General features: G+C 38.3%; 9 protein-coding genes. 7 read left to right on the top strand and 2 right to left on the bottom strand.

Features of this window, described 5'->3' with window-relative positions; genetic code table 11:
- Positions 1 to 223: 223 nt before the first annotated feature.
- The 4 genes from addB to GZH82_RS03310 all read left to right on the top strand — a co-directional run bounded on the left by addB (position 224) and on the right by GZH82_RS03310 (position 9378).
- Positions 224 to 3688 carry a helicase-exonuclease AddAB subunit AddB gene (gene addB / locus GZH82_RS03295; protein ID WP_162681301.1) on the top strand — a complete coding sequence of 1155 codons (3465 nt, stop codon included), beginning with the start codon at positions 224 to 226 and terminating at the stop codon, positions 3686 to 3688.
- Positions 3685 to 7329 (top strand): helicase-exonuclease AddAB subunit AddA, encoded by a 3645-nt coding sequence (gene addA / locus GZH82_RS03300; protein ID WP_162681302.1) that lies wholly within the window; start codon positions 3685 to 3687, stop codon positions 7327 to 7329. The genes addB and addA overlap by 4 nt, the downstream gene beginning before the upstream one ends.
- A gap of 82 nt (positions 7330 to 7411) precedes the next feature.
- Complete coding sequence (locus tag GZH82_RS03305) at positions 7412 to 8317, top strand: fumarylacetoacetate hydrolase family protein (protein WP_162681303.1); 906 nt, start codon at positions 7412 to 7414, stop codon at positions 8315 to 8317.
- A 671-nt stretch (positions 8318 to 8988) separates the two neighbouring features.
- Positions 8989 to 9378: a YisL family protein gene (locus tag GZH82_RS03310; protein ID WP_162681304.1), complete on the top strand. Its 390-nt coding sequence runs from the start codon at positions 8989 to 8991 to the stop codon at positions 9376 to 9378.
- A gap of 110 nt (positions 9379 to 9488) precedes the next feature.
- On the opposite strand, the gene GZH82_RS03315 is transcribed toward GZH82_RS03310, so the two are convergent.
- Together GZH82_RS03315 and GZH82_RS03320 are read right to left on the bottom strand one after the other, a co-directional pair.
- Positions 9489 to 10814 (bottom strand): CoA-disulfide reductase, encoded by a 1326-nt coding sequence (locus tag GZH82_RS03315; protein WP_162681305.1) that lies wholly within the window; start codon positions 10812 to 10814, stop codon positions 9489 to 9491.
- A 29-nt stretch (positions 10815 to 10843) separates the two neighbouring features.
- Entirely contained in the window at positions 10844 to 11668 is an 825-nt protein-coding gene (locus GZH82_RS03320) for a Cof-type HAD-IIB family hydrolase (protein WP_162681306.1), read from the bottom strand.
- Positions 11669 to 11781: 113 nt separating this feature from the next.
- On the opposite strand from GZH82_RS03320, the gene GZH82_RS03325 reads away from it, so the two are divergent.
- The 3 genes from GZH82_RS03325 to clpB all read left to right on the top strand — a co-directional run bounded on the left by GZH82_RS03325 (position 11782) and on the right by clpB (position 17038).
- Positions 11782 to 12090 carry a metal-sulfur cluster assembly factor gene (locus tag GZH82_RS03325; protein ID WP_014614389.1) on the top strand — a complete coding sequence of 103 codons (309 nt, stop codon included), beginning with the start codon at positions 11782 to 11784 and terminating at the stop codon, positions 12088 to 12090.
- Between the two features lie 268 nt (positions 12091 to 12358).
- Positions 12359 to 14203 carry an acyltransferase family protein gene (locus tag GZH82_RS03330; protein WP_162682986.1) on the top strand — a complete coding sequence of 615 codons (1845 nt, stop codon included), beginning with the start codon at positions 12359 to 12361 and terminating at the stop codon, positions 14201 to 14203.
- A gap of 210 nt (positions 14204 to 14413) precedes the next feature.
- Positions 14414 to 17038: an ATP-dependent chaperone ClpB gene (clpB, locus tag GZH82_RS03335; protein WP_162681307.1), complete on the top strand. Its 2625-nt coding sequence runs from the start codon at positions 14414 to 14416 to the stop codon at positions 17036 to 17038.
- Positions 17039 to 17541: the final 503 nt, after the last annotated feature.

A 17541-nucleotide genomic window follows, 5' to 3' on the forward strand; every position in this document is an offset into this window, starting at 1 on the left:
GAGAGTTCATAATGACAATGATTACAATTCAACAAGGAATGAAAGTGAGTCAATTAAAATATATCGAGTAAGATAAGCGAAAAATTTTATGTCATATCCCTTGTTTTCTGAGTCAAAAAGATGCAATGTACAACTGACTTTCATAGAGTATCAAGCGTGGTTAATGCTATAATATACTTTAAATAATGAATGCCGATTTGTATTAAAGATAGGGGGGGATTCCATGTTTCGAACATTTTTAGGTCGTGCTGGAACGGGCAAAAGCACACGCATGTTAGCAGAAATTAAAGACAAAATGAAGGCACAACCGATAGGGCATCCTATCATTATGATCACGCCGATGCAAGGGACGTATTTGTATGAACAAGCACTCGTCAAAGATGCCGCGTTGTTAGGGAGTGTACGTACAGAAGTGTTGCACTTTGAACGACTGGGTCATCGCATCATCCAAGAATTAGGTGGGGTGCATGAAAAACGTTTGTCGTCGATTGCCATTGAGATGATGATTTATGATATTTTACAAGAAGCACAAACAGAGTTGAAGTTGTACCGCTCACAAGTGGGTTATATGGGGTTTAGTACAAAAGTGCGGGAACAAATTCAAGATTTTGAAAAATATGCTGTGACCCCTGAGATGGTTTCGGAAATGGCTGCAGATGCACACCTTGAACCACGCACCCGTCATAAGTTGCATGACATTGGTTTGATTTATGAAAAATTGCAAGAACGTATGTCTTCGGAATATATTACTGGCGAAGCGATGATGAATCGACTGGTCGCGCTTATTCCACAGTCGAAGTGGCTCAAACAAGCAGAAATATACATAGATGGATTTCATAATTTTTCTACTCAAGAATACCAAATGATCGAAGCTTTAGTGAAACATGTGAAGTCCGTGACGGTGGCATTAACGACAAACGGTGATCAAGATGTATTAAGTATGTTCCGTAAGCCATCTGAGTCGTTACGTCATTTTGAAGAGATGGCTCAGCGTGTCGGCCAACCACTCGAACGGTTGTATTTCAATACACAGCAACGATTCAAAGCACAGTCATTAACCGTGTTAGAACAGCAGTTTGACGCATTACAACCTGAAAGTCACCATGCAGCAGACGATGGGATTCTCATACTAGAAGCATCGACGACACGTGAAGAGGTCAATGAAGTGGCACGAGTGATTTTAAGAGATGTGCGTGAAAAGCAGTACCGTTATCAAGATATTGCAATTTTGTATCGTGATCCGTCATATGTCTATTTGTTAGATGCGATTTTGCCACAATATGATATTCCGTACAATATTGACGTCAAAAAATCGATGACGCACCATCCGATTATGGAAATGTTGCGTACATTAATCGAAGTACTACAAACAGAATGGCAGTTTGAACCGTTGATGCGCTTGTTGAAAACGAATGTCTTAACCCAAACGATTCCAGATAGTGCGTATTTAGTCCATTTGTTGGAAAACTTTGCGATAGAGCGGGGGATTTATGGCAAACGTTGGCTCGACCCGCAATATTTTGAACTGAATCAATTCCGTAAAATGGGCATCCGACCGACCGATCCACTGACGGAAGAAGAGACAGCTACATTTGAACGTGTGATTGATTTAAAAACAAAAGTGTTTAATCAATTGTTGAAATTTGAAGAAAAGTTAGCACAAGGTTCAAATGCCAAAGCTTTTGCGACGTATTTTTATGAAACGATGGAAGATTTTGAACTGCCCAATCAGTTGATGACGCAGCGTGATATGTTAGATGAGCAAGGTGAACATGAAGCCGCCGAAGAAATCGACCAAATTTGGAACGGGTTTATTCGAGTGTTGGATGATGTCGTGACCGTGTTTGGTGAACGTGACATGACGTTAACACGCTTTTTAGAAGTGTTAGATGTTGGTTTGAACGAACTCGAATTTTCAATGATTCCACAAACGTTAGACCAAGTGACGATTGGGACGATGGACTTAGCGAAAGTGGAAAATAAAAAGCATGTTTATATGATTGGGATGAACGACGGAATCATGCCCCAAGCGATTAACGGTTCTGGCTTGATTTCAGATAATGAAAAGAAAGATTTTGAAACATATGCGGGAGTGCAGTTGAGCCCGACATCCGATATTTTACAAATGGATGAAGCATTCGTCTGCTATTTTGCAATGACACGTGCGACAGAAGCGGTGACGTTTTCATACAGTTTGATGGATGCGAATGGTGCAGAACGAGAAAAAAGTCCGTTTTTACATGATATCCGTCAAATGTTTCGTAACTTAGACATCATCCAATTAACACACCAACACGCACGTGACACGTTATCCCTTATCGAACATTCACATCAAACGAAAGTACATCTGTTTGAAGCATTTAAAACATGGTTAGATGAAGGATTGATTTCGGATACGTGGTTTACGACTTATGCAGTGATGGCACAGTATCCACAGCTTAACGACGGCCTGACACATTTGAAATCAGCACTCACATACAATAACGATACAGTACAATTGGATGCAGATTTGACGACGCAGCTATACGGTAAAGCGATTCATGCGAGTGTGTCCCGTTTTGAAGGGTATCAAAGTTGTCCATTTAAACATTATACGTCGCACGGTTTGAGACTGAATGAACGTACGAAATATCAACTTCAAAATTTTGACTTAGGGACAATTTTCCATGATGTTTTGAAATATATTGCTGAAAAGGTTGAAGGGCGTTTCAACCAATTAACTGAGCTTCAAATTGCGGAATTGACGAATGACGCATTAGAAACATTGTTACCACATGTACAGTTTAATTTGTTGAATTCAACGTCGTATTATCGTTATTTATCACAACGCATCGGTGCAATTGTACAAGCGACACTATATGCGATGAAGTATCAAACGTCGCATTCACAATTTAAGCCGATCGCATTTGAAAAGTCGTTCCGTAAATCACCGAAAGATGCATCAGAACTAAAAGCAGAAACGTTGTATACATCACAAGGCATGCCAATCTATATTCGTGGCCAAATTGACCGTATCGATACGTACCAAAAGGATAATAAAAGTTTCGTCAATATTATCGATTACAAATCATCATCTTCAAGCGCGTCACTTGATTTAGTGAAAGTGTATTACGGCTTGCAGATGCAAATGATGACCTATATGGATATCGCGCTTCAAAACAAAGAACGTTTAGGTTTAGTGGAAGAAGTGAAACCAGGCGGCTTTTTATACATGTACGTGCATCAATATAGAGATGAAAAGCGTGCGTGGAATGATATCGAAGCAGCCAAATTAGATGAAGCCTTTTTGAAATCGTATCAATTACAAGGATTGCTCAACAATGATGTAGATGTGTTAGAAGCGTATGATGAACGATTAACAGCTGGCTTTAAATCCGACATCGTGCCACTCGGTATGAAAAAAGATGGTAGTTTAAATGCGACGAGTAAAGTGGCGGATGAACAAACAATTTATAAACTGATTCAACATAATAAGCAAAACTTTGTGGATATCGCGAGTCGTATAATGGATGGACATAACGAAGTAGCGCCAATGCAATACCGCAACCATTTACCGTGTCAATACTGTCAATATCAAGCCGTTTGTCACGTAGATAGTATGATTGATAGTCCGAAATATCGTCGGGTGGATGAAAAAATTAAGCCACTTGAAATACTTGCGGCAGAAGAAGAGGAGGATGAAATATGATTCCAACAAAACCTGAACATGTACAATGGACCGATGCACAGTGGGAAAGTATATACGCAAAAGGTCAAGATGTACTTGTAGCAGCAGCGGCTGGTTCTGGTAAAACGGCAGTTCTCGTTGAACGCATTATTCAGCGTATTTTACGTGATGACATTGATGTCGACCGTTTACTCGTTGTGACGTTTACGAACTTGAGTGCACGCGAAATGAAACATCGTGTCGAAGCCCGTATCCAACAAGCCGCCATTGAAGATCCTTCCAATCAACATTTAAAAAATCAACGGACGAAAATTCATCAAGCACAAATTTCAACATTGCATAGCTTTTGTTTGCGTCTCATTCAGCAACATTATGATGTGTTGGACATTGATCCTAACTTTAGAACTGCGAGTGAAGTTGAAAATGTCTTGTTGCTAGAAGAAGTGATTGATGACGTGTTTGAAAAGCATTACGACCGTTTGGATCCAACATTTGTGACGTTGACCGAGCATATTTCGACGGATAGAGATGATGCCGCATTACGTTTAATGGTTAAAAATCTATATTATTTCAGTATCGCAAACCCTGATCCGATTGGCTGGTTACATGCGTTAGATCAACCTTATTTGGAGCGTCATTTGCAACAGCATTATTTAGATATTTTAAACAAATATGTCCGTTTATATTTAGAAGCAGCACAAAATGCGATAGAAGAAGCGTATCATCAATTCGAACTAGTAGGAGATTTTCCTAAGCACATTGATTTTATCGAGGGTCACCGCCAATTTTTGCGCCGACTATTAAGTGAACAGCCCATCGATAAAACAGCATTGGCGACGTATCAACTCGGTCGTATCCCACCTAAACCGAAAGCTGTGAAAGAAGATCCGATGCTTGATGCGGCTTATGAAAACTTTAAAGCGTATTATGAGCAATTTAAAGACCATCTCAATGCAGTGAAATCCTCATTCGTTGGGCGTGATGATGAGACACTGCTTGAGGAATTGCAACACCTTGCCCCGCGCGTGAACTATTTGTCAACTTTAACGGAAGATGTCATTCATGCATTGAGTCGTGCGAAAAGAGCGCGCAACATCTTGGACTTTTCAGATTATGAACATTTTGCGTTACAAATTTTACGAGATGAACAGGGTGAACCGTCAGAAATTGCTACGTTATATCGTGAACGTTTTGAAGAAATATTAGTCGACGAATATCAAGATACGAACCGTGTGCAAGAAAGTATTATTGGAAGTATTAAACGAGGGGACGAATCAAACGGAAATTTATTTATGGTGGGCGACGTGAAACAGTCCATTTATAAATTTAGACAAGCGGATCCGAGTTTGTTTATCGAAAAATATCAACGTTTTAACCAACCAGACCAGTCGAGTGGTTGGCGTATTGATTTATCGCAAAACTTCCGTTCTCGCAAAGAAGTGCTTTCGACGACGAACTATTTGTTTGATCATATGATGGACGCTGAAGTGGGGGAAATTGAGTACGATGCAGCCGCAAAACTTTATTACGGTGCACCGTATGATGAGGTCGATATCCCTGTGCAGTTCAATGTACTCATGGTCGATAAAGACCGAGAGATGACTGCGAGTGAACAAGAGGCGTATTTTATTGCGCAACAAGTACAGACGATTTTAGAGTCCCAAAAAGTGTATGATCCGAAAACAGGTGCGTATCGTCCGGCACAATATAAAGATATCGTCATCCTTGAAAGAAGTTACAGTAATGCAAGGCTCATTCAACAAGCGTTTAAAGAGCAAGATATCCCGCTATTTGTGAACAGTAAGCAAGGTTATTTTGAACAAACAGAAATTCGATTAATGTTGTCATTTTTACGTACGATTGATAACCCACTACAAGATATTTATTTAGTCGGCTTAATGCGTTCGGTCATTTATCAATTTACAGAAGATGAACTGGCTAAGATTCGTATTGTGTCACCGCAAGATAACTATTTTTATCAATCAATTCAACATTACATAGAAGATGAAGCGGCGGACCCTGCGATTGTGGCAAAGTTAAAGACATTTTTAAATGATTTAGCGCGTTACCAAGACTACAGCCAACATCATCCAGTGTACCAACTCATCGACAAACTGTTTAATGATCATTACATTATTCAATATTTTAGTGCACTTGTAGGTGGCCGTGGCCGTCGTGCGAATTTACATGGTCTGTTTAATAAAGCTGTCGATTTTGAAAATTCTAGCTTCCGCGGTTTGTTTCAATTTATTCGATTTATCGACCAAATGATTGAACGTGGTAAAGACTTTGGTGAAGAAAATGTCATCGGTCCAAATGATAATGTGGTGCGTATGATGACGATTCATAGTAGTAAAGGTCTTGAATTTCCATTTGTCATTTATTCAGGGTTAACACGCGACTTTAATAAAAATGATTTAGGAAAACCTGTCGTCCTGAATCAACACGCAGGTCTCGGTTTACAATATTATGATGAGGCACAAGGGTTATTTTATCCATCGCTCATTTCTATGAGTATCGATTTGATCAATCAAAAAGAGTTCATCTCTGAAGAAATGAGATTGATTTATGTTGCTTTAACACGTGCAAAAGAACAACTTTATTTAATTGGGACGTCCAAAAAAGCAGAAGAACTTGATATGATGGCCGCTGCTACAATTACTGATGAAAAATTAGCAGCCATTGACCGATTTAATGCGAAAAATCCATTTCAACTGATGTATAGTATTTTGAGTAAACATCAGAACACGAATATTCAACGCCATCAACGTTTTGAAGCGGATGTTGAGGTTTTGGATGCAGCTGTAAAGCCACGCCTTCAATTACAACACATGGATGCAAGAGACGTGTTACCAACAGAACAAGATTTGGCCACATCTCAAGGTCACGCGATTGAAACGTTAGAGGCGCGACTTGCTGCGACACCATTGGACGATGAACTCGCGCAACGTGTGATGGAACAATTGTTGTATGTTTATCCATATCAACAAGCTGTACAACAAGCTTCAAAGCAATCTGTGTCAGAGCTCAAACGTCAACTCGATACAGAACAGGCCGATACGAACTATGAGCGTGTCCGCCAATATCGTTTAGGTGTGGCCACGTATGAACGTCCGCAGTTTTTACAAGAACAACAACATACTGCAGCAGAAGTAGGGACATTGATGCATACGGTTATGCAACATTTGCCATTTAAAGAAGCCGGATTAACAGATCAAGCGTTAAATGACTACATTGAATCATTGGTCAAGCGTTCAATCATTCGTGCACATGATATCAATGTTATCGCGATTGAAGAAATTAAACGTTTCGTTCAAAGTGATTTGTATTATCGTATTGCGAAAAGTAACGAAGTGTATACCGAATTGCCGTTTGTCGTGAATCAACATCAAGTCGAACATACACCAGATACGACAGATGCATCTATTATTCAAGGGATGATTGACCTGGTTTTTAAAGAAAACGGTCATTACTACTTTGTGGACTATAAAACAGATGCACTCATTCGTCGTAAAGGGATGTCTGATGAAGAGTTGGAAAGACAATTGAAAGAGAAATATCGTATACAAATGCAATATTATCAACGCGCTTTAGAAACCATTTTGAAATGCCCAGTGAACGGCTATTTGTACTTCTTTAAATATGGCGAACTCGCGATTTAAACACGTTAACTTCAAAAATTTGTGATTTGTCTAAATTTTTCGTTATAATATGACTAAGATATACGTTAGGAGCTGATTATGAATGAAATTCCTATCATTCAAACATAAAGGTGAAACTTCATATGGAGTGAAGGTAAAAAGAGAAGAAGCGGCTTGGGATTTAAAGCAAGTCTTCGCAAATTTTGGAGAAGGTGATTTCCATCCAAAAACATTGCTCGAAGGATTACAACAAAACCAAACATTAGACTTTCAAGAGCACGTACGTAAAGCAGTCGTTGCTGCAGAAAACAGTGGAAACGGTGATGCGTATAAAGTGAAATTTGAAGATATCGAATTTTTACCGCCAGTGACACCTACGAATAACGTCATTGCATTTGGACGTAATTTTAAAGAACATGCAGAAGAGTTAAAGCATGAAGTGGATCGTTTATATGTGTTTACGAAAGCAGCTTCGTCATTAACAGGTGATGAAAGTACAATTCCGAACCACCAAGACATTACAGATGCTTTAGATTATGAAGGCGAACTTGGTGTAGTGATTGGTAAATCGGGCGAAAAAATTCCAAAAGGTTTAGCGTTGGATTATGTATATGGTTATACAATTATTAACGACATCACAGACCGTAATGCACAAAAAGCGCATGACCAAGCATTCTTGTCTAAAAGTTTAACAGGGGGCTGCCCAATGGGTCCTTACATCGTGACAAAAGATGAACTCCCTACACCTGAAAACGTAAATATCGTCACAAAGGTGAACAATGAAATTCGTCAAGACGGCAATACTTCACAAATGATTTTAAAAATTGATGAGTTGATTGAAGAAATTTCAAAATATGTAGCGTTACATCCAGGAGATATTATTGCGACGGGTACACCAGCAGGCGTCGGTGCCGGTATGAATCCACCGAAGTTTTTACAGCCTGGTGATGAAGTGAAAGTAACGATTGATAATATTGGAACGTTAACAAACTTTATTGCGAAAGATTAATATGAAATGAGCATCAAGTGATTTTGCGCTTGGTGCTTTCTTATTGATGTCGTGGGGGTTTATAAATTGCTGAACGATTCTTTGGAGCTTTTAGTGAATCAACTTTATTGATTGCTATTTTGGGTTCGCGTTCCTAGGCGCCTCACTTCAACTAACCAACGTTTTGATTTTAGTGTTACATTTGTAGTGGAAGCGTTGGTTGTTTTTTAGTTTGGGCTCTATGCCTCAGGAGTCTCGCCCAGATTTGCAATCAAATAAAGTATCGATATTGAGTAGGAAAAGAATCGTTCTTGTAGTTATAAGAAGTGCGTCAATTTGAATAGTGGTGCGCAAATCATATGATGCGTCGATATTCATTTTCTGCATAATGATATGTGGTATGGAGTAAAGAGGGTTAAGGAGAAATTACTTTATTGATTGCTATCTTGGGACGCTTTCTGAGAGCAGTCCCTGGTAAGTCCACGAATCCGAGTTGGTAATAAAGTAAACGAAGAAAGCATTGCGGGATGAAAAATTTTTAACTCTCCCCAAAGCTTGTCATCAAAATGTTGCTGTTTGCTATGATAATTTTCAAAAGTGTTTGGATTAACAATAATTAGGTAATTAAAATGTGTAGAAGGCTATATTATGTTATGATTGGAAAGATGCGCAACATAAGGAGGTTACCAAACATGTTTTTAATCAACGTGCATATTGTAAGTTGGATTGTTCTTTTGATTTTGTTTTATGCGACGTATGAAAATTATTCAAACAAGCAAGGTCCGACGCCATTATTTAAGTCACTCCATATGGCAACACGATTATTTATGCTTTTCGTTTTAATTACAGGTTTTTGGCTTGCGATCAAAGCTTTTTCAGCTACGGGTGTGAGTCATATGTTAATGACTTTGAAACTGCTAGCGGGTATTGCAGTCATTGGTTTAATTGAAGTGACTTTAGCGCGTAAGAAGAAAAAAGCGCCAAGTCGAGGTGTCTTTATTGCTACTTTAGTTGTTGTTATTGTTACCATTATTTTAGGCGCAATTTTACCATGGGGTCCGATTACTGATTTATTCCGTTAAGCAAGGGTTCACACGTTTGAAATGTGAATCATTCATAAAAGTACAACCGTTCATACAAAACAAATAAAAGTGAAGGATGCGCCATTGATGCTCCTTCGCTTTTTTCTATATTATAGATTTCGTGTTTTATAACCTAACATATTAATTAAATCTTTAGGATGTGCAAATGGTGGCGCATAAGCAACTTCAAATTCTGTTAATTCGTCAATTGTTGTTTGATGCATTAATGCCATAGATAGAACGTCAATACGTTTGTCGACATCTTTTTGACCTACTGCAGCGACTCTTAAAATGCGGCGTGTCTCTTTATCAAAATACGCTCTTAAATGGACTTTGCTATTATCAGGGTAATAACTCGCGTGTGTATTAAGATTCACTTCTACCATTTGATAATCAAAGTTTTTCAATTCTTGCGGTGAGATACCTGTACTTGCTAATGTGTAATCGAAAAATTTAACGATATTGGCACCGACGTAACCTTTAAATCTAACTTCTGGATGACCTGCAATTTGTTCAGCAACGACACTTGCACCGCGATGTGCACCCCAAGCGAGTGGTACATGTGCAGGCAGGTCAACGTGACGATAAAAGCTTGTGACAATATCGCCAACCGCATAAATGTTTGGAATATTCGTTTCAAATTTGTCATTGACTGGAATATAGCCCTTTGCGTCAAGTTGCACACCAGAATTTTGGATGAACTCTGAATTTGGTTGTACACCGACGCCTGCAATAATCATGTCATAATCTTCAACTACACCTGACTTAAATGTTACCGTATGACCGTCAATGGACTGAATCTCCTCATTTAAGCGATACGGAATACTGTATGCATTCAGCGCATCGAAAATGACACTGTTCATATCTTGATCCATCAATTTATTCACTGCTTCAGAACGATGGATTAATGTCGGATGTAGGCCGCGATGGTGCATATTTTCTACCATTTCAAGGCTGACGTATCCCGCTCCGACAATTAAAACGCTTTGTACATTGTTTTTGCGAATATATGTATCGATTTGGTCAGTATCGTCCATATTGCGCAATGTGAAAAGGTGAGGAACGTCAAAGTTAAGGTGGCTTGCACGTGCACCTGGACTGAGCACTAAAATATCATAAGGGTCTTCAAATGTTTCGCCAGTCAGATGATTTTTCACGGTTACTGTTTGATTTTTGACATCTAGTTTAAGTACTTCGTATTTCACTTTGACATCAATATTCTTTTTCGCCTTAAAGTTTTCTGGTGTTGCTGATAAAATGTCATCTCGTTCTTCTACAACATTTCCCAGGTAATAAGGTAAACCACAATTTGCGAAACTCATAAAACTATCTTTTTCATATACAGTAATACGGCTTTCATTGTCTAAACGTCGAATTTGGCTGGCACTTGTTGCACCACCCGCGACTGCACCGACGACAATAATATGTTTTGTCATTGTAACTACTCCTTCTTCCAACAGTTGTGTTATTTCTCTTTAGGCATATTTAAGTTAAAGAAACGATTTAAATAAATTCCGATACCGTCTTCATTATTCGACAGTGTTGTTTCTTTTGCGACATGTTTGAGCTCATCAATCGCATTTCCCATCGCAATACCATGTTTCGCATATTTAATCATTTCTAAATCATTATCTTCATCGCCAAATGCAATAATATGGTCATGCTCGATTTGTAGACAATCTTTCACAATATCGATACCGACTGCTTTACTGATGCCCTTTTTGACAATTTCAATGACTGGGAAAGGGGCCCCCCAACGACGATGTTCGATATTTTCAGCATAGAAGCGTGTCAACACTTGTTTCACACGTGGAATCATCATTTCTTCCGCTTCAATTAATAGTGATGTTGGATCTTCATTTAAGTTTTCGCGTAAATCGCCAACTTTTGTCACTGGATTTCCCATGCTAAAACCTTCAAAAAGATGTGGGTCAGGTTGATCTAAAAAGACGCAATCTTTCACTTCAGCAATCATATTTTTCACTTGCATTTTTTTCAAAGTTTCAATAATGCTCGTCGCAAGTCCTTCATCTAAACGATGGTGTTGCACTGAGAATGTCTCATCATGGGGATGATGTACAAACGCACCATTAAAGTTAACGATAGGCGTTTTTAATCCAAGTTGATCGTAATAACGCTGACTTGCACGATAAGGTCGACCCGTTGCAATAATGACGGCATGCCCTTTTTGTTGTAGTGCTTTTAACACACGAAATGTATATTCTGGAATCTCCTTTTCATCATTTAAAAGTGTTCCATCTAAATCTAAACAAATTAAATGTTGTTTCATTCATACTCTCCTTAGTACCAAGTTTCAGTGTATACATATCATAGCATTTTATTGTCGAAAAGTGGGGATTTTGATATATTGTTACTAGTAATAACATAAAAGAGGTGATACGGATGGAAGAGGCACTGAAAGATAGTATTTTAGGCGCGCTTGAAAATGTCATTGACCCTGAGTTAGGGATTGATATTGTCAATTTAGGGCTTGTTTATAAAGTTGATTTAGATGATGATGGTTTATGTACTGTAGAAATGACACTCACTTCAATTGGTTGTCCATTAGGGCCACAAATTGTTGACCAAGTTAAAACAGTATTAGCAGAACTTCCAGAAATTCAAGATACCGAAGTGAACATCGTTTGGAATCCACCATGGAATAAAGATATGATGTCACGTTATGCTAAAATTGCGTTAGGTATCAGCTAATATTTTTGAAGTAGTTAAAGGGGCTTTCTCAATTGTGAATTCAATTTTGAAAGTCTTTTTTTTACCTATGAACAGGACGCAATCTTACTGCTCCCCCGCATAACTCCTTGAAGTTACAGGTCAATAGCATCGTTTGAAGTATAGCTACCACAATGTAAAAAATTTTAGATGCTCAATAAAACGTTTACATAAATTTCGCGAATACAATTGCACGAATGAAAACAAAAGTATACAATATATAATCAATACATTAAATTTGGAAAGAATGATGTTTGTGTGGAACTATAATCAACGAGACAGAAAACCTATAAGTCCGCGATACATGCCTGGGTTAGACGGTATTAGAGCGGTTGCAGTCATCGCAATCATTATCTATCATCTCAATCCACAATGGTTGTCGGGTGGCTTTCTAGGGGTAGATACATTTTTTGTGATTTCTGGTTATTTAATTACGAGTTTGTTATTAACGGAGTATCATCATACGGGAAAAATTGAATTGACATCATTTTGGCTAAGACGTGTTAAACGACTAATTCCTGCAGTGCTCTTTTTAGTCATGGGCGTACTTGTGCTTACCTTAGTTTTCATGCCAACGGAAATTCAAAAAGTACGTGCGGATAGTATTGCGGCAATATTTTATGTGTCGAATTGGTGGTACATTATGCAAAATGTCGATTACTTTGAACAATTTGCAGTACAACCATTAAAACATCTATGGTCATTAGCAATAGAAGAGCAGTTTTATCTCGTGTTTCCGATTGTATTACTTGGTTTGTTAAGCTTTATGCGTCGTCTGAAATCGATACGCATCACATTTTTAATATTACTCGTCATCTCCATGATCACGATGATGGTGTTATACGTACCGAACGAAAATGTTGCACGTGTTTATTTTGGTACTGATACACGGATACAAACATTATTGATGGGGGTATTGCTTGCACTTGTTTGGCCACCTTTTCAATTAAAAGCGAAAGTGAACCGCAAGATGCGCATGATGATCGATACTGCTGGCGTAATCGGTTTGGCTATTTTATTTATATGTTTCAAATTCGTATCTGAAACGAATAGTATTTTGTATTACGGAGGATTTTTTCTCATTTCAGCGGTCACATTATTAGTTATCGCAAGTAGTGTTCATCCTTCAGGGTATTTTGCGAAGTTTTTAGGCAACAAAGTTTTTACCTTTATCGGTAGCCGATCGTATAGTTTATATTTATGGCATTATCCGATTATCGTATTGATTCACCATCAGTTCGTGCAAGGTCAAATTCCACCTTTAGTTTATGTCGTTGAAATTTTATTGATGGTGCTCATGGCGGAGTTTTCTTACAAATCTATCGAACAGCCGTTTAGAAAAGAAGGATTTAACATTTTCGCCTTTAATCATTTGAAAAATTGGCGTTCACAAAAAGTTTTGCGGACATGGTTAGTGATTATTTTACTCATTCCAACGTTACTCGTAATGGTGGGGGTCTTTAACCGTTTCACCAAAAATAATAGTACGCAAGTGACAGAAGTGAATACCGAAGAAATTGATAAACTGATTACCCAACCACTGCCGTTACCACAACTTGAAATTGATGGCTTTGTCGTGAAAGGGAATAAGCAGAAATATGCATCATGGAAACCGTTATTGATTGGTGATTCCGTGATGGTAGACATTGGCGACTACTTTAAATCATTTGTGCCTAAAGCAGACATTAATGGTAAAGTGGGACGTAACTTAGTAGAAGCGATACCTCTTGCGAAACAGCAATATCAAAGCTATCGTGATAAAAATGATATTGTCGTCCTTGAATTAGGGACAAATGGTGATTTTACAGAAGAACAGTTGAACAGTTTGCTAGAACAATTCGGCAAGGCAGATATTTATGTCGTGAATACGCGCGTCCCACGTTCTTATGAATCACATGTGAATGCAGTGTTAGCGAAAGCAGCGAAAAAACGAGCGAATGTGACGTTAGTCGATTGGTATAGCCGTTCTGAAAATCATACAGAATATTTTGCGCCGGATGGCATTCATTTAGAGCCACCAGGTGTGCGTGCATTAACGAACAGCATTATTCAAACGATTGAAAAAAATCACAGTACGAAGAAAAAGAATAAGTAACAAAAAGAGGGTTATGTCTTGAAAAAGATGTAGCCTTATTTTTTGATTAAAATGGATGTGATTGGGTTAAATATATGAGGGAGAATTAAAAAATAGTCAAAAAAAGTCAAAGTTATCGATTGATTTTTAGTAAATGTGGACTTATAATAGAGTTAAGGTCAAAGAAAGTCAAAGTCAATTTGACCTATTCCAATAAAGGAGTGAGACATTTTGGACATTAATCAAATGACACATGCGATTCAAAATGCACTTCAAAAAGCAATTGAACATGCGAAAACATACAAATTAACAAATGTAGAAGTAGAGGCTGTTTTAAAAGCAGTACTCGAAGCACCAGAAAGCTTATTTCACAGTATTTTAGAACGTGCAAACATTGATACGCATGCTTTAAACCAAGCATATGAAGACAAGTTAAAAAATTATCCAACAGTGAAAGGTGACAACGTCCAATATGGGCAATATATGTCGCCTCAAATGAACAATTTATTCGTTAAAGCTGAAAATTACATGCAAGCATATGACGATCAATATATTTCGATGGAACATGTTTTACGTGCGGCCATCGATGTTGATGAAACGACGAAACGATTTGTTGACGGTAAAAAAGATATCATCATTGAAATTATTAAAAAGATAAGAGGAGGGAATCATGTGACTACACAAAATCCTGAAGTAAACTACGAAGCATTAGCAAAATATGGTCGTGACCTCGTTGAAGAAGTTCGTAAAGGCAACATGGACCCTGTCATTGGTCGTGATGAAGAAATTCGTAATACGATTCGCATTTTAAGTCGTAAAACGAAAAACAACCCTGTTCTTATTGGTGAACCAGGTGTCGGTAAAACGGCGATTGTTGAAGGATTGGCACAACGTATCGTGAAAAGAGATGTGCCCGATTCATTGCTCGACAAGACAGTGTTTGAATTAGACTTAAGTGCGCTCGTTGCAGGTGCGAAATACCGTGGTGAATTTGAAGAACGACTCAAAGCGGTATTGAAAGAAGTCAAAGAATCAGAAGGTCGTATTTTACTCTTTATAGATGAAATTCATATGTTAGTCGGTGCAGGTAAAACGGACGGTGCGATGGATGCCGGCAACATGTTGAAACCCATGTTAGCAAGAGGTGAACTTCACTGTATTGGTGCGACAACATTAAATGAGTATCGTGAATACATCGAAAAAGATTCTGCGTTAGAGCGTCGTTTCCAAAAAGTTGCAGTTGCGGAGCCGACTGTTGAAGATACAATTTCTATTTTAAGAGGCTTGAAAGAACGTTATGAAGTCCACCATGGTGTGCGTATTCAAGACCGTGCACTCGTTGCGGCAGCGGAATTGTCAGATCGCTATATTACAGACCGATTCTTACCGGATAAAGCGATTGATTTAGTCGATCAAGCTTCAGCAACCATTCGAACAGAAATGGGCTCTAATCCAACTGAACTCGACCAAGCGAATCGTCGTGTGATGCAGTTAGAAATTGAAGAAAATGCATTGAAAAAAGAGTCTGATGAAGCAAGTCGTATTCGTTTGAAAGAATTACAAGAAGAATTAGCTGAAGAAAAAGAAAAACAAGCGGCATTGCAAGCACGTGTGGAAAATGAAAAAGAAAAAATTGCAAAAGTCCAAAAAAAACGTGCAGAACTTGATGAAAGTCGTAAAGCGTTAGAAGATGCAGAAAACAACTATGACCTTGAAAAAGCAGCGATTCTTCAACACGGTAAAATTCCAGAATTAGAAAAAGAATTAAAAGCGTTAGAAGCGGCATTCCAAGAAGAAAAAGGCACAGACTCAGACCGCATTATTCGTGAAGTCGTGACAGACGAAGAAATCGGTGAAATCGTCAGTCAATGGACAGGCATTCCTGTGTCAAAACTTGTCGAAACTGAACGTGAAAAATTATTACACTTATCCGATATTTTACATGAGCGTGTCGTAGGTCAAGATCGTGCGGTAGATTTAGTAGCGGATGCGGTTGTACGCGCTAGAGCAGGAATTAAAGACCCCAATCGTCCTATTGGCTCATTTCTATTTTTAGGGCCAACAGGGGTCGGTAAAACAGAACTAGCGAAATCATTAGCGTCATCATTGTTTGATTCTGAAAAACATATGATTCGCATTGATATGAGTGAATATATGGAAAAACACGCTGTCTCTCGTTTAATCGGGGCGCCTCCAGGTTATGTGGGTCATGATGAAGGCGGTCAATTAACAGAAGCAGTGAGACGTAACCCATATTCAGTCATTTTGTTAGACGAAGTGGAAAAAGCACATACAGATGTCTTTAACGTATTACTTCAAATTTTAGATGAAGGTCGTTTAACAGATTCAAAAGGACGTAGCGTTGATTTCAAAAACACAATTATCATTATGACAAGTAATATCGGCTCACAAATTTTACTTGAAAATGTGAAAGATAGTGGCAAGATTGATGATGCGACAGAAAAAGCAGTCATGAACAGTTTGAATGCATACTTTAAACCTGAAATATTAAACCGTATGGACGATATCGTATTGTTCAAACCATTAACAATGGATGATATGCAAATGATTGTCGATAAAATCTTGATTAACTTGAACATGCGCTTAATGGATCAACGTATTACATTAGAAATTTCAGATGAAGCGGCAAAATGGATGGCTGAAACAGCTTACGAACCACAGTTTGGTGCACGTCCACTTAAACGCTTTGTACAACGACATGTCGAAACACCACTTGCACGTATGATGATCAAAGAAAACTTACCAGAAGGCACAATCGTATACGGCGATTTGAAAGATGGGGACATTCATTTTGAAGTAGAAAAACCGCAAAGTGTAGACAGTGAAAACGAATAGATTATAGATTGAGGCTGGGAGACAATTGAGTTCTTCCAGCCTTTTATGATCAAAGAAAGTTGTAATCGTGAAGCAAATAATGAACATAGGGTATATGGGACTAAAAAATTTTGATACTTGTCATGTTCCTTATTCATAAATTTGTCCGCATTGATTCATTGTCTTTGAAATTCAATTGCCCAAATGGACGAGACTCCTGAGGAAAAAGTAAAAAACAATATCACGTCTAATCACTTTGATAGTGGTTACTGTTTATCGCAGTAGCTGTCTGACTTCTCAAAAGCATACGCATTGAGAAGTCAGACACTTTGTGTGTAGGCAGTACTACGAAATCTTTGTGACACATGAGATTTCTGTACTGCGCCCAAAATCCAATTCGGCTTCCATCTAGTGAACCTTTCAATCAAGCCAAATTAAGTTGGAGGATCAGCCCCTAGGAAACGAGAGTCTATGATGGCAATTGTGAGCATTTAATAAGGTTATTAATGAGGGCGATTTGATTA

The organism is Staphylococcus sp. MI 10-1553, from assembly GCF_010365305.1.
Classification (GTDB): domain Bacteria; phylum Bacillota; class Bacilli; order Staphylococcales; family Staphylococcaceae; genus Staphylococcus.

What these genes read in the sequence shown, in the direction of transcription:
- GZH82_RS03315 (WP_162681305.1), bottom strand. Translation starts at nt 10,814, where the DNA reads ATGACAAAACATATTATTGTCGTCGGTGCAGTCGCGGGTGGTGCAACA.
- addB (WP_162681301.1), top strand. Translation starts at nt 224, where the DNA reads ATGTTTCGAACATTTTTAGGTCGTGCTGGAACGGGCAAAAGCACACGC.
- addA (WP_162681302.1), top strand. Translation starts at nt 3,685, where the DNA reads ATGATTCCAACAAAACCTGAACATGTACAATGGACCGATGCACAGTGG.
- GZH82_RS03330 (WP_162682986.1), top strand. Translation starts at nt 12,359, where the DNA reads ATGTTTGTGTGGAACTATAATCAACGAGACAGAAAACCTATAAGTCCG.
- GZH82_RS03320 (WP_162681306.1), bottom strand. Translation starts at nt 11,668, where the DNA reads ATGAAACAACATTTAATTTGTTTAGATTTAGATGGAACACTTTTAAAT.
- GZH82_RS03305 (WP_162681303.1), top strand. Translation starts at nt 7,412, where the DNA reads ATGAAATTCCTATCATTCAAACATAAAGGTGAAACTTCATATGGAGTG.
- GZH82_RS03325 (WP_014614389.1), top strand. Translation starts at nt 11,782, where the DNA reads ATGGAAGAGGCACTGAAAGATAGTATTTTAGGCGCGCTTGAAAATGTC.
- GZH82_RS03310 (WP_162681304.1), top strand. Translation starts at nt 8,989, where the DNA reads ATGTTTTTAATCAACGTGCATATTGTAAGTTGGATTGTTCTTTTGATT.